The 20,428-nt window shown below is 36.4% G+C and carries 17 protein-coding genes; 10 read left to right on the forward strand and 7 right to left on the reverse strand.

What is annotated here, in order from left to right; all coding sequences use genetic code 11:
• Positions 1-22: 22 nt before the first annotated feature.
• On the reverse strand, positions 23-1,222 hold the full coding sequence (locus ACY9Z2_RS15435; protein WP_463610550.1) for an MFS transporter: 1,200 nt from the start codon (positions 1,220-1,222) through the stop codon (positions 23-25).
• Positions 1,223-1,303: 81 nt separating this feature from the next.
• Positions 1,304-2,521, reverse strand: coding sequence for an MFS transporter (locus ACY9Z2_RS15440; RefSeq protein WP_463610551.1), 1,218 nt, complete (start codon positions 2,519-2,521; stop codon positions 1,304-1,306).
• A gap of 1,038 nt (positions 2,522-3,559) precedes the next feature.
• On the opposite strand from ACY9Z2_RS15440, the gene ACY9Z2_RS15445 reads away from it, so the two are divergent.
• The 5 genes from ACY9Z2_RS15445 (at position 3,560) to ACY9Z2_RS15465 (ending at position 8,685) form a co-directional block, all read left to right on the forward strand.
• Entirely contained in the window at positions 3,560-5,347 is a 1,788-nt protein-coding gene (locus ACY9Z2_RS15445; RefSeq protein WP_463610552.1) for a M3 family oligoendopeptidase, read from the forward strand.
• 116 nt (positions 5,348-5,463) lie between these two features.
• Positions 5,464-6,732 carry a helix-turn-helix domain-containing protein gene (locus ACY9Z2_RS15450; protein WP_463610553.1) on the forward strand — a complete coding sequence of 423 codons (1,269 nt, stop codon included), beginning with the start codon at positions 5,464-5,466 and terminating at the stop codon, positions 6,730-6,732.
• 136 nt (positions 6,733-6,868) lie between these two features.
• Positions 6,869-6,994: a hypothetical protein gene (locus ACY9Z2_RS15455; RefSeq protein ID WP_463610554.1), complete on the forward strand. Its 126-nt coding sequence runs from the start codon at positions 6,869-6,871 to the stop codon at positions 6,992-6,994.
• A gap of 150 nt (positions 6,995-7,144) precedes the next feature.
• Positions 7,145-8,461, forward strand: coding sequence for a hypothetical protein (locus ACY9Z2_RS15460; RefSeq protein WP_463610555.1), 1,317 nt, complete (start codon positions 7,145-7,147; stop codon positions 8,459-8,461).
• An 83-nt stretch (positions 8,462-8,544) separates the two neighbouring features.
• On the forward strand, positions 8,545-8,685 hold the full coding sequence (locus tag ACY9Z2_RS15465; protein ID WP_463610556.1) for a hypothetical protein: 141 nt from the start codon (positions 8,545-8,547) through the stop codon (positions 8,683-8,685).
• A 177-nt stretch (positions 8,686-8,862) separates the two neighbouring features.
• Here ACY9Z2_RS15465 and ACY9Z2_RS15470 read toward each other — a convergent pair whose 3' ends face one another.
• Entirely contained in the window at positions 8,863-10,326 is a 1,464-nt protein-coding gene (locus ACY9Z2_RS15470; protein WP_463610557.1) for a spore germination protein, read from the reverse strand.
• A 263-nt stretch (positions 10,327-10,589) separates the two neighbouring features.
• Here ACY9Z2_RS15470 and ACY9Z2_RS15475 point away from each other — a divergent pair, with 263 nt between their 5' ends.
• Entirely contained in the window at positions 10,590-11,954 is a 1,365-nt protein-coding gene (locus tag ACY9Z2_RS15475; protein ID WP_463610558.1) for a processed acidic surface protein, read from the forward strand.
• 1 nt (position 11,955) lies between these two features.
• Positions 11,956-12,573, forward strand: coding sequence for a class D sortase, LPxTATN-specific (locus tag ACY9Z2_RS15480; protein WP_463610559.1), 618 nt, complete (start codon positions 11,956-11,958; stop codon positions 12,571-12,573).
• A gap of 83 nt (positions 12,574-12,656) precedes the next feature.
• Here the strand turns inward: ACY9Z2_RS15480 and ACY9Z2_RS15485 are convergent, their stop codons facing one another.
• The 4 genes from ACY9Z2_RS15485 to ACY9Z2_RS15500 all read right to left on the reverse strand — a co-directional run bounded on the left by ACY9Z2_RS15485 (position 12,657) and on the right by ACY9Z2_RS15500 (position 16,387).
• Positions 12,657-13,907 carry an FtsW/RodA/SpoVE family cell cycle protein gene (locus ACY9Z2_RS15485; protein ID WP_463610560.1) on the reverse strand — a complete coding sequence of 417 codons (1,251 nt, stop codon included), beginning with the start codon at positions 13,905-13,907 and terminating at the stop codon, positions 12,657-12,659.
• Positions 13,907-14,320, reverse strand: coding sequence for a PadR family transcriptional regulator (locus ACY9Z2_RS15490; RefSeq protein ID WP_463610561.1), 414 nt, complete (start codon positions 14,318-14,320; stop codon positions 13,907-13,909). The genes ACY9Z2_RS15485 and ACY9Z2_RS15490 overlap by 1 nt, the downstream gene beginning before the upstream one ends.
• On the reverse strand, positions 14,321-14,857 hold the full coding sequence (locus ACY9Z2_RS15495) for a sigma-70 family RNA polymerase sigma factor (RefSeq protein WP_463610562.1): 537 nt from the start codon (positions 14,855-14,857) through the stop codon (positions 14,321-14,323).
• A gap of 162 nt (positions 14,858-15,019) precedes the next feature.
• Complete coding sequence (locus ACY9Z2_RS15500) at positions 15,020-16,387, reverse strand: FAD-binding oxidoreductase (RefSeq protein WP_463610563.1); 1,368 nt, start codon at positions 16,385-16,387, stop codon at positions 15,020-15,022.
• A 302-nt stretch (positions 16,388-16,689) separates the two neighbouring features.
• Here ACY9Z2_RS15500 and ACY9Z2_RS15505 point away from each other — a divergent pair, with 302 nt between their 5' ends.
• The 3 genes from ACY9Z2_RS15505 (at position 16,690) to ACY9Z2_RS15515 (ending at position 20,152) form a co-directional block, all read left to right on the forward strand.
• Positions 16,690-18,054: an alkaline phosphatase gene (locus ACY9Z2_RS15505; protein WP_463610564.1), complete on the forward strand. Its 1,365-nt coding sequence runs from the start codon at positions 16,690-16,692 to the stop codon at positions 18,052-18,054.
• Positions 18,055-18,278: 224 nt separating this feature from the next.
• Positions 18,279-18,551 (forward strand): alpha/beta-type small acid-soluble spore protein, encoded by a 273-nt coding sequence (locus ACY9Z2_RS15510; RefSeq protein ID WP_463610565.1) that lies wholly within the window; start codon positions 18,279-18,281, stop codon positions 18,549-18,551.
• 116 nt (positions 18,552-18,667) lie between these two features.
• On the forward strand, positions 18,668-20,152 hold the full coding sequence (locus ACY9Z2_RS15515) for a BCCT family transporter (protein WP_463610566.1): 1,485 nt from the start codon (positions 18,668-18,670) through the stop codon (positions 20,150-20,152).
• Positions 20,153-20,428: the final 276 nt, after the last annotated feature.

The raw sequence follows: 20,428 nt of genomic DNA on the forward strand, positions 1-20,428 counted from the left end.
ACTTTCGATGTAGCCCTCATCCTTATTTTTGTGCTACGAAATTATCCTTTTTTGCAACTAAATAAACTGCCGCAATGACTAACAGTATCCCCGCTAACCAAAATACATATCTGACACCAAATAGGTCTGCAATAACCCCCATCATTAATGATGAAAGCCCGAACGTTAATGCGACTAATGCTCCTTGTGCACCATAAATTTTCGGTAATTCCTCTGAAGTCGCTGTTTTTTGTAGATACGTTTCATACGTGATCGATTTTACTTGTTCCACCATGCCGATAAATACCGAAAGTACTAATGCAATCCAGGCTATGGAATTAAAGCCAAATACAAGCGTAATTACACTAACGCCAAACGACGAAGTTATCATTATTTTTTTCAAGTGGCGTTCTACAGCAAGTGAAAACTTCGAACAGAAAACACCACCTATAACGAGTCCAACGAAAAACGTAGCGTTCATATAGCCCCACCATGCTTCTGATTTGTGCAGGACCTCAGTCACGAAAACATACACAATTGCTGCAATCCACACGACATTGGCTACTATTTCAATGAAGATCACAACATGTATTGTTCGGAACATTGGTTGGTTCCAAATAATCTTCCAGCCTTCTTTTAAAAGCCTTGTTACCCTTTCTTTTTCTTTAACCTGAAAAGGCGTTTTATCTTTTATCTGAAACATCATCAATGAAGAGAGAACAAATAAAGCAAACGTTATCCATATGACCTGTGTCCCACCAATCCAGGCAACAAGTAAGCCACCCAGTGCCCAACCACCGAGCTGAATCGATTGATCTACAACGGAAATAAAGCTGTTTGCCTGCACAATTTCCTCTTCTTCTACAATTCTTGGCAACATTGCCCGAGTGGCAGGTGCAGCCCATCCATCTAAAAAGGCAATGATCGCAATAAAGCTAATTAATATCCAAATAGAAGGTGTAGCCTGTAGACTTATCCAGACTGCAAGCCCTAGCAATAAACATGTCTTACCGATCTGAGAGCCTACCAAAAGCACTTTCAGTCGATATTTATTGAACAAAATTGGAGAAACAAAACCTCCTAAAAATCGACCAAACGTGTTCACAAAAGGCAACAACGCCAAATAAAACACTGATTCAGAAAGCAAATACAAAATTGCAACTAAGCCAACAACATATAAAACGTCACCGAAATTTGCAGACGCCTGACCCATCCATAAATAACGAAAGGAACGATTTTTCATTTTCACTACCCCTTTTTTCATTTTTTAATTAGATGAAAAAAAGGTAGATTTACATCCGTTAGATACCTCACTTTATTTTATTTACTCAACTCCAAAAGAAGCGAGTGATTTTCTTAAGTTTTTTTGCGCATACGAAACAATACTATTCACAAGCAAAATTCCCGAACAGATGATTAACGCCAACACAGGACTAATAACTTCAGCAACAACTCCTGCATAGCCATTCGCAGTAATGATAACGATGCCTGCGAGTAAAATACCACCACTACTTACGCGCGCTAGAAAGCTGTCGGATGTAACAGTTTGTCTTGCTGCTCCATTGATGACAAAAGCCATCGATAACGCACCATCAAATAAGAACATCCCCACAAAAGCACTCCACAGGTTTGGTGAAATCGCAAGTAGTGCAACGCCAATGCCCGATACAAGCAGGATCGTTCCATATAATCGATTCCAATGCATGTTTTTCACACGTTGCATTAAAAAAATCCCAACAATATTACCCGCACCCGCACCAGACAAAAGAATTCCTGTTTCCGCAGCAGTTAATCCAAGCTCCTTTTGCGCATAAACGATGGCAAGCAGACTAATCGCATGCGTGCTAAAGTTGAGAATCGCATGATTCAACGTAATAAACCGCTGGATCTTAGTTGAAAACAACAATTTAAATCCATTCAAAACCTGATCCCACGTATTTTTTTTCACAGATTGTTCTTTTTTCTCCGGAACTTTTTCACGAATCGTCAAACAGGCAATCCCAATGAAGGATAGTAAAAATGAAAATGCATCTATTCCAAGTGTTGCTGCTGCACCAATGGCAGAAAGCACGAATCCTGCAAGAAGCGGTCCGATTAACGTACTAATCGCATCAGCCGCTTCCAAGTAATTATGTGCATCAATCAACCGGTCTCTACCAGTAATTCTAGGCAACAACGTATTCATGGAAATGGTATAAAATAATCCTGCTACTCCGGTTATAAACAGGATAGAAGAAATCACCACGACATTAAATTGGTCGATATAAATCGTAAAGACAAGCACAGCCATCATAAGCGCTCGAACTAACTCTGCTGACATCGCAATTTTCTTCTTTGATCTGTTTTCCACCCACGCACCAGCTGGCAAAGAAAAGACGATTGGTGCTATGTGTACACTTATCGCCACAATGCCTGCCTTAATTGGCGAACCAGTTACCTCAAGGATAATCCACGGTATAACGAGCTCACTAAACCGGTCGCCAAAAATAGAAACAAGTTTACCTAACCACAATAGGAGAAAATTTCTTTCCCTTAACAACATCTTTACACCTCAAATACGTTTTTCTATTCAGTTGTTTTTAGGTTAGTCATTCATTTTTACACCGCGTTATACCTCCGTAATCCAATTATTCATACATCTTATTCTAGATTAATCTGCTACTAATGTGAAGTAATTTTCTGAATGATTTGTTATAAAAGTTTCTGATCAATGAAAAAACAGATGAAATTATGTCCTACCTTAAGTAGTACTATGATCATCTGCTCAAGCAAATTTCATTTACGTTTCCAATAAACATTTTCTCTTTTGTGTCTAACGCCATCTACCCAAACCACACATTGATCTTCTTCAACCTCGAATATGAGAATTGCCTGATAAAGCCAATCCTTACCCAATAGCCTTGAGATTACCAAATGTAATTTGTTTTGCAGTAACGGTCGGCATGAAGGATAGTTGGTCAAATGAGTCTAAATAAATCCCTTCTTTGATCTCTGGTGGATATGCAAGTATATAGCAACGTTGATTTCCGCTGCGGGCAGTCGCTTTCCGCGGGCAACGCTTTAGCCTCCTCAGAAGCAAAAAGCGCTTCTTCCGGGGTCTTCAGCTGTTGCTTTTCCCGCAGGAGTCGACTGTCCTCCGCTCCAATCAACTATCAAATAGAAGATAATTATGTTTTTCATCAAGTATAAAAAACAAAAAAGTTGTGAAGCACAAATTCAGCGGAAGAAATACACGAAGACTCCTGCGGGAAAGCGAAGTGTTGAGACCCCACAGTGAGTGGTTTTCTCACGAGGAGGCTCAGCGCAAGCCCGCGGAAAGCGAAGTGTATTTCTGTAGCGATGGTACAGCCATCATCTTAAACTAGTTCACAGTACGTATACTTTTACAAAAACAACATTCTTTTAAAAAACAGCCTTTATTAACGTGTCTTTATCATATTCACTTCCTTTAATAGCTGCCTTTTCTTACGTTACCCATTATATTCATTCCCAATAACGACCACGCCTCAGTCTTCAGACGGATACAAGAAAATTATAAATAATCTATACTATTTGTAGAGACAAAAGTTGGAGGGATTAGATGGAGAAAGTGATTAGTGAAAATTGGGATTTGGATTCCCTATATCCAGGTGGTAAAAATTCGAGTAAGTTGAACGAATTAATAGCTAAACTAAAACTTAATTTAAACGAACTACAGAAAAATGTTCAAACGTTTGATCAACCGAATGTTGAGAGCTTGGTTACCTTCTTTCAGGAGGTACAAACATTTTTACATGAATCATTTGAATTGGATGAATTTATGATTTGTCTATATGCAGTAAATGTGGATGATCCTGATGTTGCTAAATTAATTGAAGAAAGCGAAAAAATTAAGGCTGGATTTGAGTCTTTTAAAATTGATATCGACGAAATAATCGCGGGACTTTCCGAATCAGAATGGGAAACTTTACTGCAACACGAAGAGGTAAAGGCATATCAATTTTACTTAAAAGAACGCAAACAAAAGATGGAAGATAAACTATCAATTGAAATGGAAAAATTAATTAACGATCTATCAGTCAATGGATTTATAGGGTGGGAAGATTACTACGAGCAAATGATGGGTAATTTACGTATTCCAGTTGAAAAGGACGGGAAAACGGAGGAAATATCCATTGGACAGACGATGGGCTATTTATTTTCTAGTGATCGTACCGTTCGCCAACAAACTGCTCATTCCCTCGTTGAAGTCTGCAAGGGACAGTCCGAAGCATTTGCTACCGCCCTAAATCGCATCAGTGGGTTTCGCTTAGATGTCTATAAACAGCGTGGATGGGATAATGTTTTGAAAGAAGCAATGGAAGATAATCGAATCCAAGAGCAAACCGTACAAACAATGATGTCAGCTATTAATGAAAAAAGAGAAATAGTACAGTCGTTTCTTGAACGAAAAGCCAAAGTTATGAATCTAGAAAAATTAAGTTGGTACGATACAGATACACCTTCCTTCACATCCGAAAGCAAGATTTCCTATAGTGAAGCAGCAGATATTATCATTACACAGTTTCATAAATTCAGTGAGAAACTTGGCACGTTTGCAGAAAGAGCATTTCATGAAGGTTGGATTGAAGCTGAGGATCGGAAAGGTAAAATGCATGGCGGGTTCTGTGCGAACATACCGCTTGCTAAAGAAAGCCGAATCTTTTTAACCTATACTGGCAGTTACCAAGATGTTGTGACCATTGCCCATGAACTTGGTCATGCCTATCATAATTACATCTTGCAAAATGAACCAGCGTTTGCTCAACAAGTAAGTACAAGTGTTGCAGAAACAGCGTCTACCTTTGCCGAGAACCTCGTATTAGATGCAGCGATTGAACATGCATCTACGGAACAAGATAAACTGTCACTACTGGAAATGAAAATTTTGAACGGATTGAAATACCAAGTGACAGTACCAGCAATGTTTGAGTTTGAACAACAATTTTATCAAAAGAGAAAACAAGGACCACTGACTGCATCTGAAATATCGAATCTTATGGAAAACAAGATGAAGGAGATATATGGTGATGTTATAGATGAGACGAATAGCTATGTATGGATGACCATCCCCCACTTTTTCCATACAGATTTAGCATTCTACAACATCCCATATACGATTGGATACATGTTTAGCAATGGTATCTATAAATTAGCGAAAGAAAAAGGCGATCAGTTCCCTGAACAGTATGATGAACTTTTACTGAATACAGGTAGAATGACCGTTGAGCAATTAGCAGAAAACTTCCTGCACAAGGATATTGAAAAGAAAGAATTCTGGGATGCTTCGTTGCAGCCTGTGATTGAAGCGATTGAAGAGTATATGGAGTTAACGATAACTATGAAATAACGCTCTTAAAAACGAACAGCAATAGGATGCTGTTCGTTTTTTAAAGTAAAAATTTATTGACAAAATATACAATTCGGCTACAATTATACTAAAAATTAGAATATTCGGAGGTTATTATGAATGTTACAGGTTTACTTATTAAACAATACCGTATTCAAAAAGGACTTACTCAGAAACAATTTTTAGACAATAGTTATTCCACAACATATTTAAGCCGTGTTGAAAGTCAACAAATCAAACCATCTAAAAATTTCATTCAGTTTGCTGCAAAGAGGTTAAACATTTCCACCCAAGATCTGTGCCCCAGCTGTAGTTTTGATGAAAAAGAAATCGCTAGAATTTATAAGAAATATCGAGAAAGTGGTTTAATTTCTGAAAAAGACTTATCGCTTCTTACAATTCATTCATGTCAGTCTTATTCGACCAAAACATATTTACAGATTTATAGCATTCTCATTCGTATTTACACTTTACAAAAGTCACTAATTAAAGCTGAAGAAATTATAAATCAATCAAAACGATTTTTACTCGATATTGAATTAATTGATCATATTTATAATTCAGAGGAATTACCATATTATTTTGTTACATGTGGCAATGTAAAGTATTTAAAACAAGACTTCTTTAATGCAGATGATTACTATACAAGAGCAAGTAAACTGGAGATGAACAATGAGGATTTAGCTAATCTTTTTTACAATTTAAGTCTAACAAAACAACGAATTTTACCAGACAAAACAGAAAGTCTTTACTACTCCAATAAAGCTTATTTACTTTACAAAGAATTAAACTTAGAGTACAAACAATATCGAACAATGATAACAATTGCTATTCAAAATCAACTATTGGGAAATACTGATGAAGCAATTATTAAACTAAATGAAACTAAGTCTTATATGACGGATATTCATGACATTGAAATGCTATCAAAAATTGAACACAACCTAGGTGAAATACACCAAAAACAAGGAAATTACGATTTGGCTTTAAAGCATTATCTTCAAGATTTAGAGTATCAGAGCAGAATTGAATCTAACAAAGGGAAGTATTATGTATATAGAAGTCTAGCATTATTGTATTTAGATTTAAAAAACTTCCCATATGTTGATCGTTATTTAAAATTGGCATTAAATGTCTTGGATGAGAATACTCACCCTTATTCTTTTAATGAATTACTAAGCGTTGAAGCTAAGGTTTTAAAAATTAAGGGGGAAATAAGACGATATCAAAGCATTATGGAAAAGATTATTAATAATTGTATTGCACAAAACTTTATAACACTTGCAACAAACTTTAGCGCAGAATTAGGAGAACATTACTATCAAACCAAAAGTTATAAGAAGGCTTCCCTTCACTTGTTATATGCAACAAAAAATAATCTATGAATTTAATTCATGATGTAAATTTTGTATCATTTTAGAAATTATTGAGTAAAATTTACTACTTCTAATTAACTACAAAAATAAAATAAAATTAATATATAACAGTTTTTTAACTCAGCTGATTGAAAGGAGGAAGATTATGAAAAAGATCTTTTTTTTAATAGTTGTTTTGTTTTTTTTTAATATGGAGAACACGATAAACCTAGCTGATGATAAAGATCAACCAGATCCTCTATCTCCACCAATTTCAGAGACTCAATTCTAGTAAGTAAATTCTACTTTGTTATTTTCAAATTAAATAAGGCTTTTTTAGAAAAAAGTTTACATCTTCCATTTTACTAAAGATTACGCTTACACTATAAATGTGATCACAGGGGCAATTAGCAACACAAAATTAATTAAGGGAGATGTAAATATGGTGTTTAAAAGAGTAATTAGTTTTATCTTGGTTTTTGTATTGGTTATTGGACTGTTAACCACACCGTATACAGTTAATTTCAACAGCGCTAAAGTCAACGCTAGTAAAAAACCATCAGTAGAAAAATTAGTATTCTTTTCTGATGAATCACTTATAAACAAACTCAATTTATTGAAGAATAATAGTCAGAACGAAAAATCATTGAAGAAAGTAAATCAAATGGTAAATTATAATAGATTAAAGGCAACTGTTGAAGAAGATTTTAGAAATACTCAACAATATTTAAACTACACATCTTACGCCTTTCATTACAAAGATATCGAGAATAACGAAAAATTACGCAGTTTTGTACAGAATGAACTAGTAAACGGTAAAAAAATCTACCTATACGGCGGTTTAACCTATAAGAAATATGCTGAATTGCTTAATTTATTTGAAATGAAGGTCAATGTAGGATCTGTTAATAAACCTATATTCGTTGACTTTCTAGAAGATGAGAAACAAATCGAAGCGGAAAAGGGTATAGAAAATGTAAAAGATGATAAAGAAAACGATACCTTAGAAGTAATAGGATATACACTAGAGGATGTACCGCTAAAAATTTGGGGAGGCGATATTACAAATAAAGATGAAAATGGAGCACTCCTAAATATCAGTGATGATTTGTATCTTAGAGAAATTTTAAAACATGAAGCAAACATAATTGAAGAAACTGACAAAGAGGAGCTAGTTATTAGCTACTTGAATAGGTCTGTTGTTAGTGCTGCTAGTAGTAGAAAACTGAGGAGTTCAACTAGAACATCAACTGCTTACTATATCCGAAATGATGCTGGTACTTTAACATCTTTTTATGAACTGTACAAATCTACTAGTGAATCCGATTCGAAATATGACATTTTTACTGTCAAAAATACAGTGCAGGTACTAGCAAACTCTGGGTGGAGGGCGACTACTACTTCCATAAGAAACTCATTACCATATACTGGATCAGATGCTATGGATGCCTATGAACCGAAAGATGATGATGATGGAAGTTATACAGTTACTTTTGGTTATCCTATTAACCTAAATTTTAGTTTTACAATACCTACTAAACCTAATATAAATTCATCTGGTAGCTTTGCAAGTGATTGGTCCAAGTGGTATATAACAGATTACAATATGTCAGATGACTCTTATTACACTCCTGCAATGACATGGTCTTCAACTGGAACCGCAGCTGCAGCGGACCTAGATTACAGCGCTACTTTCCGTTCAGGTATTGACGTGAAAACTGATACGAGCCAGCATTGGGATATTTATTACAATTATTGATCAGGAGGGGCATAGCCCCTTCTGGTCAATATTTTTCATACTTTTACAATTAAATATAATCAAATTTTAAAAGGATGGATAAAATGAAAGACAACAAATGGTTACAGTTTCTTATGATCTTTTCTTTAATTGTGATTGCGATTGGTACAAGTTATATTGCATTTAGTATGGATGATTTAATAAATGCAATTCATGATATTGCAGAGAGCCTGCAAGCTCTTTAGAATTGTAACATTAAAACAAAATCATTCCCTAAATCCTTTCTTCACTTATTAAGGAAAATTTAAGCAGTTATGATTGCTTTAGTATGCAGAATAACATATAAAAAAGTAAACGATAAAAGACGAACAGTGTTTACTGTCGTCTTTTATCGTTAATAACAACTAGTACTATCCATTCTCCTACCGATCCGGATCCTCCGGATGTAATGCTCTAGGACGCCTGTTCTTAACCGGCATCGGCGCTCGATAGAATACATCTCTAGTAGCCCGGTACGAAAACGGAATAACCGGCCATAAGTATGGAACACCGATTGTATTCAGGCGGGAAAGTAATAAAATCCACGCAAGAATTCCGCCTACATATCCTAGAACACCGAACGCCGCTGTTACTAATAGTAATGCAATCCGTGATATTCGGTTTGCCAGTCCTAATTCATACGATGGTGTCGCATACGTACAAATTGCTACGAGCGCAATGTAGAAAATAACTTCGTTTGTGAATACACCAACCTCCACTGCGACCTGGCCAATAACAACTGCTGAAATTAGACCAAGCGATGTTGCCATTGCACTGGAGGTGTGAATCGTGGCCATCCTTAAGATGTCCATCCCCACCTCAACCATTAACAATTGAATTAATAAGGAGATAGCCAGTGTTTCCTTTGGCCCGATAAAAGCCAACGCCTCTGGTAGCAATTCTTGGTGTTCGGCAAACAAATACCAAAGTGGCAGTAAAAACAACGACATAAATACGGCAAAAAAACGCACGAATCGAAAGTACGCACCTACAATCGGTCGCTGTCTATATTCTTCCGCATGTTGCAAATGATTCCAAAACGTTACTGGAGCAATGATGACACTTGGTGAGCCATCCACCATGACAAGAACATGTCCTTCATATAGGTGAACTGAGGCGACATCAGGTCTTTCTGTATATCGAACCGTTGGATATGGATTCCATCCGCGTCCAGTAAGATATTCCTCCACCGTTTTGTCAGCCATAGGTAGCCCATCTGTATCAATTTTTTCCAAGGAACTTTTAATTTGTTTCACAATATCTGGATCAGCAACATCCTTGAGATATGACACACAAATATCTGTTTGCGAACGTCTACCTATCGACATGTACTCCATACGAAGGGATGGATCCCTGACTCGTCGTCTGGTCAGCGCAGTATTAAAAACTATTGTTTCGACATATCCATCGCGAGAACCTCTTGTCACACGCTCTAGATCTGGTTCGCTTGGCGACCTTACAGGATATGTTCGCGCATCAATAATAATGACTTTATCAATTCCATCAACTACAAGTGCAGTTGCGCCACTTAACACCCAGAAGACAGTCTTATCCAGATCATCTTCCGTACTCAACTCTATATATGGAAGATACGTTTTCATTAATTTAAGTAATGGATCTGGTTCTAGTTGTTCAGGTTTTAACTCTGCAAGTAATTTCATTAAGAAGTGCAATATCTTGTCCTTCGCAAACCCATCAATTAAAAATAAGCCCATATCCCGGTCCGCATAATTCATATCAAGATGAATAGCATCAAAGCTTTCGCCGACTCCCAGCTCTTTCTTCATGTATTCTACATTTTCCGTAAAACTTTTGAATACAGGTTGTTTCTTTTTTTTGTACGCCATGGATTCCCTCCTTTTATCATTATTTATACATCCCCAACTATCTTTTTATCTAGATGAATAGGAATATAGGAAAATAGTTAACCTTCTACCATTCTTGACCAGGATAAGTCAATTTAAACCTGTAGTTATCAAATAAAGATTGGTAGTCACTAATAGAAATATAATCTTTTATAAATACCAAAAAAATCTAATTGTCAAAATCCTCCCACCAGATTATAATCTTCTAGAATACATTACATTTTTTTGAGGAGAAAAGGATAAGAATGAGAAAGATCGGGTCTATTTTATTCATGTTGTTGTTAGTAGTGGGGTTGTTTCCACATGTTTCATCAGCTGCACAGGATCCAAATTTTGACCAAGATTTAAATGCTTATTTAAATGAGGTTAGTAAGGAACGGGGATTTGACGTCACAAGGGAAGATGTTGATTACGCGCTTTGGCTTTTCGATACGGATATTGAGAGCATTCAGTCTGTTGATGAAATTCGTACGTTATTAGCACCGATTAAGAAAGACCTTAGTAATTTGAATACAATATATGAAACATATAACTTGGATAAGGAAAATTTATCTAGCCTGCTCAGGGAATATGGCGAAACTATTAATGATTATATTTTTTTAAGCGATTTGGAAGATTCCGTTGCTTTTTATATTGATGAACAAACATTTGAGCGAGATCCCAATTTCGACCAAGATCTCGTACATTATCTAGGAGATTTAGCGGGTATTCGGGGATTTGAAGTAACGCAAAAAAATATTGAGAATTCTTTAGCTTTATACGATTTCAGTCTAGATGAGTTTGAATCAGTAACCGAGCTACGTGATTTTTTAGGAGATGTTATCAAAGCTGATTTTAGTAACTTAGATTATTTTATGGAGTACTATGAACTTGATCAGAACGCCTTACTTCAACTGTTAGCGGAAAACGATGATAGCATTGACAACTATATTTTTATCGACAATCTTGACCAAGCGGTAATGACTTATACTGGTGAATGGCCACTTGAAATGGATGAAGAAATGTTAATGGAGATGCTTCAGCTTTTCCAGGAAGAATTTGACCTTACCGATGGTGAGCTGCAGCGCTTAGATGCGCATTTTATGGCAATCGAAGAGCAACTTGCACAGCCTGAGACGTTAGAACGGTTGGAAAATTTAGCTTTCCGGATGATGGATTTTGCAGAATTTGAACAGGCAATCGAACTGACCGACGAACAAATTGCGGAATTGATTTCGATCTATAATGAATTTCTAGATATTTTCCAACTCAAGGCAAGCTACAGCCTTGTTAAAGACGGAACAGAAACACCGTTATCGATCGCAGAATTATTCGGGATGGAAGAACTTAAAGGTGCGAACTTGAAAATTATCCTTTATAACCTGAACGGTGAGTTATTAGCCGACATGATTGTAACCGGTGAAATGGTTGATTCTGATACCATTAACGTGATTGGTGAAAAGTTGAATGACTCTACGGACACTGTATCAACGACAAAACAAGCCGAAGCTAAAACAGTAAAGGGTGCCAAGCTTCCAAAAACCGCATCAGATTATGGCATGAATACAATTATTGGTTTTGCTATTGTGTTAATGGGTGTACTGTTATTCCGTAAACTAAGGAAGGCTTAAGATGCGAAAAAGAGCAAAAAAGGAACGAATCAGCCGTAAGAAGCGGTTGATTCTTCTTTCATTCACCGTTTTATTAATTTTGTTTGGACTATGGTTTTCATCAACAAATTTGGCGAAGTTTGCGAAAGGTTATTTTCTATATAAAGTGGAATCCTCTGTACATGAATCAGCTGAAAAGCCGAAACCGATAAAAAATCAAACAGTACTTTACCCCGTTCGGCCAGAAATTGGTGACAATATTGGTGAGTTATATATCCCAAAATTACAAGCAACTCTACCGATCTACCATGGTACCGACGAAGATGAGCTGGAAAAGGGCGTCGGACACTTTGCAGGAAGTGTTTTGCCAGGTGAAGAAGATAATGCTGTTCTTTCTGGACATCGAGATACGGTATTCCGCAAACTTGGTGAAGTCGGAAAAGGTGACAAATTAATCGTTCAAACTTCCGCTGGAAAATTCACCTATAAAGTTCGAACGGTAAGAATCGTTGACGCAGACGACCGAACAGTAATTGTCCCAAAACCCCGTGCAACGCTGACTGTTACAACATGTTATCCGTTTGATTTTATTGGATCAGCTCCGAAAAGATATGTGTTGGTAGCATATCTTATTTCATAACAAAATCCCTAGAACATAGATGTTAATAAAACCATGTTCTAGGGATTTTTCAATTTTGATCAACGATCAATAACTCTCACTTATTATCTCTGATAGTAAAGTTTTGAAACTAAATCTTTCCGACGATATACACTCAGCACAATGCCGATTGTAATTGCATTCAATAAAGTTGGCATCAACCCGTAACTTATAAATGGTAACGGAACAGATATTATAGGAAATAACCCTAAAATCATTCCAATATTAAACACAAACTGAACAGTAAATAAAGTAACTCCTCCTACTATTAACATTTTCCCAAAAGGGTCAATTATTTTATGAATAATATATATCATTCTAATTGACAGAATCAAAAGAATACCGATAAGAAAAAGTGAAAACCACCACCCAAAGTGATAAGTAAGACTAACAAAAGCAAGATCTGTGTGGGCAAAAGGAATTCCCTTATTTTCTGCTTGCCCAAACCATCCAGCTTCTAATAAAAGATCTTTGCTTCGTTGCAGAAGGAATCCTTCCTCATTTACGTTTTCTTGCGAGAAAAAAACTTCTTTTATATAAATGCTAGAGTTAAACCAAAATAAAATGCTAGTAAAAATAAAAGTGACGATTGTTAGAATCATCTTATTTATATTAACTATGAAACTCGACCAAATCATGACTAATGCCATTGTGACATATATAATGATGGTTGGTATGAAATCAACTAAAAACAATAAAGGAATTGGCATAAGAAATAAGAAGCCTATAAGCCAAGAATTCATTCTGTTATTTTCAAGAAAAGCCGGCATACTTACATAAAAAAATGGCAAACCCATTATACTATTCATTGTTAATGGGCCTAAAATAATATATGGAACTCCATTAACAATAGCACTTGGAAAAAGTAGAAGAAGAAATAATAACCCCCATCCAAAAAAGTAAAAATACCACTTATACCTTTTTAACTTGTTGTAATTAAAGAACATCAATCCTAGAGTTATTGCTATACCAATAACAGTTATAACAGCCTTGTTCTGAATAAAATAATTATCTAAGTAAAAAGTTGATACTAAGGGTAAAAAACCTATGAATAAAATGATGAGTAATGATAATATTAAACACCAATCTACCCTGGTGCGATGTATTTTATTAAAATGTTGACCAATTTGTATGGGGCTACCCATCTGTTTAACAGCTTTTTTCTCCGCATCCTTTTCTTCCATACCCTTTTCAATCCATAATTTTTTTTCACTCCTTATATGGTAGTCAAGTTCACTAGACACAAAATCACGTGCTACTTTTGATTTAATCTGATTTGTCACGTCCTCCAAAAAAGTTTTTCTATCTTGCCCCACTATTGTCTCACCTCTAACAATAGGTCTAAATTGAATCCCTTTTCAGAAGTGTTTCTTTCCGCTTTTTTCAATATCTTAATACCCTTGTTATTTAACTTATACTGTTTTCTCTTAGCTTCATCCCAGGATGACAGCAAATACCCTTTTTGTTCTAACCGATGTAAGAATATATACAAAAATCCTTCATTATCTTCAAACTTCTGAATACCTCTTCCTCTAATATGCTGTGCCAATTCATATCCCGTTTTTTCATGTATTAGAAGTTGCATAACTGAAAGAAGGATCTCATCTTCTTTCGTCTCATCAACATGGACTTTTTTAAGAACTTCTTTTTTGTGTTGTTCCGAAAAATCCAATTGGCTGAAAAACGTACTTTTCATAGCATTTCGAAGCTTATTCAAACCTTCCTCCATTTATATTCCTCCTATTTGTTCTTTTAAAATTTTTCTTGCTCGTCTTAGTCTTGTTTTTACCGTATTTACATTGTTACCAGTAATTTCAGCAATTTCTTTGATTTGCATTTCTTCAAAATAGAAAAGATATATTACTTCTCTATGCTTAACTGGTAATCTCATCACGGCTGAAGCTAACATATAATCCTCGTCATCCTGAATTACTGTATCCTCAATACTTTTATTCTTGTTGCCTTCGTATGATAAATGATCATCAGAGACAATGACATTCTTGTTGTACCAGCTTTTTAGATAGTCTTTACAATGATTAATTGCAATGCTCCACAACCACGATTTAAATTTCGATTTCTTTTCGTAGGTATGTAGATTTTTATAACACTTTACAAATATATCCTGGGTTAAGTCTTCAGCAATCGTTTTATTATGTACATAGGAAAATACAAGTTGCAGTAATTCCTGTCCGTAATTATTCATTACTTCATCAATAATTGTTTCTTTGTCATCTATATCAATTTTCTCCATGATAATTTCATCCACATTTTCCCCTCCCTATTAATAAGACGAGTTAACCTAATTAGAAGTTTTCAATGATTCATATCAATTTATTTTTTAGTAAATAGTAAAACGGACACTATCCTTATTAAGGTAATGCCCGTTAGAATTCACACAGATATACCAAATTCAGTAACTTCTAAGCTATTAACCCTGGTGAAATATTTTCCCAGGATTCAATATATTATCCGGGTCCAATGATTTCTTAATCGCCTTCATAACTTCTAACGCATTACCATGCTCTAATGCTTGATACTTCATTTTTCCAATTCCCACTCCATGTTCTCCAGTACACGATCCCCCACGTTTAAGGGCGTATTCTACAATGTGCTTATTATAATTATCCGCCCGTTCTAATTCATCTGGATTTTCTGGATTAAACATAAGTGTTGTATGGTAATTACCATCACCTACATGGCCAACGATTCCGCCATCAAGGTTTAACTCTTTTAATGCTTGCTTTGCCGAGGTAATTGCTCCGGCTAGCTCCGATAACGGTACACAAACATCGGTCGTCATCAACTGCTTGCCGGGATATCCGTGTTTGAAGGCATAAGCCACTGTATGACGCGCTTCCCATAGCTTATTGCGTGCTGCCGTATCTTTTTCAAAGTCAAATGCATGATTATCCAGATCCCCTAGAATTTCTTTCGTAAATTCCACATCCTGCATTAAACCTGCTTCATTTCCTCGAAATTCAATAAAAAGCGTCGGCATTTCATCATAGGAAGTCTCACTATATTTATTAACTTGCTTAATCGACATTTCATCGACCAATTCAATTCGGGCTACCTGAATTCCTGCTGATAAAATATGAACAACCGCTTCGACCGCAGCATCTATCGTATGAAACGTAGCTCTTCCAGCCATAATCATTTCCGGAATCCCATAAACGCGTAACGTTAATTCGGTAAAACATCCAAGTGTCCCTTCTGACCCGATAAATAGTCCGTTCAAATTGTAACCAGAGGATGATTTGGCAGCTAAACTTCCCGAATGCATAACTGTTCCATCTGCTAGAACAACTTCTAAATCTCTCACCTGATCTCGCATGATTCCATACTTAACTGATGTTGTTCCACTAGCGTTGGTCGCTACCATCCCGCCTAAGGTTGCATCCGCACCAGGGTCGACTGAAAAAAATAATCCGTACTTTTTCAGTTCTTGATTAAGTTTTGACCGGGTCACACCAGGCTGTACTTTTACTAAGAAGTCATCTGGTCGAACCTCAATAACTTTATCCATCAAAGAAAAGTCAATCGAAATTCCACCATTATATGGAATTACATGCCCTTCTAAGCTTGAGCCTATCCCAAATGGAACAACCGCTACTTTGTATTTAGTTGCTATTTTCATCACTGTACTCACTTCATCCGTGTTTTCAGGAAAAACTACCACATGCGGGAGACTTGGCTTATGATAAGACTCATCTTGGCCATGTTGCTCTAAAATCGTTGCATTTGTAGAAACTCGATCTTTCGGAAACAAGGATTCTAATTCAGCTATATATTCCATGTATCTCACCTATCCTTTTATATGGTCCTCTATAATAAATTTCGACATCCGTAATGTAATTCCTTTTTCCTCTTACTAGTCTATTCGTCTATCAATATAAATTACTATTTTTTTGTTCATTCTTTCTTTATATTGAATCATTTATTAAAATTTACCAGCCTTTTATCCTATATTTCTACAAACAAATGATAGCGTTTACATTAATTTTACAATATTTACATAATTCGCTACCAATCTACTATGTTCTATTCTAGCATTTTCCCCTACTATTAAAAGTGAATGCAAGACAACTATTAAGGAGGATGAGCATGAGAAAAAAAGCATGGATTCTCGTTACAGTGTTATTGTTGATTGTCGGAAGTCTAGTTGGATTTACTAGTACAAGCACTAGCGCAGACAGTGACAAAAACAAAAAGCATGCAAGCAATAATGGAAAAGTAAAAAACGTTATTGTATTAATTGGTGACGGTATGGGACCAGCTTACACTACTGCCTATCGCTACATGAAGGATGATCCATCCACGAGAAAAATGGAAAAAACGATTTTCGACAAGCATTTTGTCGGAATGGCTAAAACGTATCCAGAAGATGCGGAAGAAAATGTAACGGATTCAGCAGCCGCAGCCACCTCTATGGCAGCAGGTATCAAAACGTACAATGGTGCCATCTCAGTAGATAATGACAAAGAACCAGTCGGAACCGTTTTAGAAGCAGCAAAGAAAAACGGTATGGCTACAGGTCTTGTTGCTACTTCTCAAGTAAATCATGCAACGCCAGCAGCATTCGGTGCACACGACGTATCACGTCACAATTATAACGACATTGCTGATGATTATTTTGACGATTTAATTAACGGTAAACATAAAGTTGATATTATTTTAGGTGGCGGAACAAGTTATTTTGACCGCGAAGATCGCAATCTAATTAAGGAATTCAAAGAAGATGGCTATAATTACGTAAATACGACAGAAGAATTAATGGAAAACGAAAGTGATCAATTGTTAGGATTGTTTGCTCCAGTCGGCTTACCTAAAGCAATTGACCGCAAGGAATCTACTCCTTCTCTAGAAGAAATGACAACTGCAGCCCTTGAACAATTAAGTCAAGATAAAGATGGATTTTTCTTGATGGTCGAGGGTAGCCAAATTGATTGGGCAGGTCATGCGAATGATTCGGTCGGTGCAATGAGTGAAATGGAAGACTTTGCACGAGCTTTTGAAACAGTTGTTGAATTTGCTAAAGAAAATGGTCATACACAAGTTGTACTAACAGCAGATCATTCAACCGGTGGATTTTCTATCGGACGTGATGGTGAATACAACTTCTATCCAAAAGCAATTAAAGCAGCTGAACGCACACCAGAATATATGGCAAAAGAAATTATTGACGGAGAAGCTGTAGAAGAAGTTCTAAATGAATATGTATCATTCGAGTTTACTGAAGAAGAGCTTTCATCGATTAAAAAAGCAGCAAGCAAAGATGACTTTGATACACTCTATGCGGCTATTTCTGAAGTGTTTAATAAACGTGCCGGCGTAGGCTTTACAACCAGTGGACACACTGGCATTGATGTTCCAGTTTATGCTTACGGTCCGAAGAGTGAAATGTTCTCTGGATTAATTGATAACACGGACATCGCAGAGCATGTGTTTAAATTTTTAAAGTAGAATAGTAACTAATTATGAACAGTGCCTCGGTAGGTGCTGTTCTTTTTTTATAACGTCAGAAAATATAAATTATGGTAGACCTTATAGATAAACTTCGGCATTCGCTATTAAGGACGAAGCGTATGTCGAGTTTTTCTAATGTTTTACTAAACGGTAATTTCCTATAACTATCCATTAATGAACTTCATTAAGTAGGAAATCCTACTTAAAAAGGAGGTGAAATAATGGCTAGAAAAAACAAAATACTGGTACCTGAAGCTCGTCAAGGACTTGACCGATTAAAGAGTGATGTTATGAAAGCAAAGGGTTACAATGTAAATGAAGCTGAACCAGATGGTGTGAAGTATGAAATCGCAAATGAGCAAGGTATACACTTAAATAAAGGCAAGAATGGTCAACTAACGTCTGAACAAGCAGGAAAGATCGGTGGTCCAATCGGTGGCAATATGGTTAAAGAAATGATAAAAATGGCGCAAAATCAAATGGAACAGAAATAACTTTATTCGCTGGTATGTTAGTTGACAACCAGCGAATTTATTTGTTTGAGTCAAGGAATAGAACCAACTATACGAGAGAATAATAAAAAACAGTATTACTGAACGGAGGGATTAGCATGAAAAAAGTAACTCCCGTCTTTTGGATTACTTTAGCAATCACATTATTATTATCGTTTTTAGGGGTTTTTGCACCGAAAGAATTTGAAGATATATCTGGCACAATCATGAACTATATCTCCATTCATTTTGGTTGGTACTATTTATTGATTGTAACGCTGTTTGTTATTATTTGTTTGTATTTAATTATAAGTCCATTTGGGAAAATTAGACTCGGCAAGCAGGGGGACAGGCCTGAGTTTAGTTACTCCACATGGTTTGCGATGCTTTTCAGTGCAGGAATGGGAATTGGACTTGTATTTTACGGTGTAGCATCCCCTGTCTCACACTACATCAAAACTCCTCCAACAGCTGAACCAGGCACTATAGAGGCGCTAGAGGATTCATTACGCATTACATTCTTTCATTACGGAATTCACGCCTGGGCAATTTATGCCATAATAGCTTTAATACTTGCTTATTTTACATTTCGTCATGGAAAACCAGGGTTAATAAGCGCCACACTTGAACCTCTTTTTGGGGATAGAATGAAAGGAGCATGGGGGAAATCAGTAGACGTAGTTGCTGTATTTGCAACGATTGTCGGTGTTGCCACAACACTTGGATTTGGAGCTACACAAATCAATGGTGGTTTTACTTATTTACTTGGGATTGAAGATGGCTTTTGGGTGCAACTAGTGATTATTCTAGTCGTAACTGTACTATTTATGCTCTCAGCTCATACCGGACTTAGTAAAGGAATAAAGTACCTAAGTAATGCAAATATGATTCTTGCAGGACTATTATTTTTTGCCACCTTATTTCTTGGACCGACTCTATACATTTTCAATTCATTAATAGACACAGTTGGCTCTTATGTACAAACACTTCCAAACGAAAGCTTACGCATATCACCGAATACGGAGGATGAGCGCAAATGGGTAATGGACTGGACAGTCTTTTTCTGGGCATGGTGGATTGCCTGGGCTCCATTTGTTGGAATTTTTATCGCGCGTATTTCAAAAGGTCGTACAATTCGAGAATTTCTGTCGGGAGTTCTAATCGTTCCATCCGTTGTTAGTTTCCTCTGGTTTGCTGCATTTGGCATGTCTGGGATTAATGCACAAAATAATGGTACAGATATTGCAGGACTTCCAGCTGAGCAAGCATTATTTGGGCTATTTGATCAATTTCCGTTTAGTGTTGTTTTATCTATACTAGCCATTATGCTTATCGGAACCTTTTTTATAACATCTGCAGACTCTGCCACATTTGTATTAGGCATGCAGACGACAAATGGATCACTGTCACCCTCTCCAACGGTTAAATTTGTTTGGGGGTTTATACAGTCGGCGGTAGCTGCGGTTCTATTATACACTGGCGGTCTCCAAGCATTACAAAATGCTTTAATTTCAGCAGCTTTTCCATTTTCATTCATCATGTTACTCATGATTTACTCTTTTTTTAAGGCACTAATAAGGGATAGAGAAAACTCAAAAATATAAAGTTAGATTGGGGCATAACTACTCCTATCAATTTATGTGACAAGTAATGAACTATGTTAGCTTCGGAGATATACGTAACCCCTTGAAAAAGAAAACCGCTTTTTCTGCGTGCGATGCTTTCTCAGGGAAGCTTTCCTTGTCCTGCGGGAGGAATGGTATCGGTGAGACCCGGGAGTGCGAAAGGGGGCAACTGAAAAAGTGGTGGATATTAAAATTTTTACCTTTCACCTTAACTTAGCATCTTGAATATACGGAGACTCCTTGAAAAAGAAAACC

The organism is Virgibacillus sp. GM2-2 (assembly GCF_055329585.1).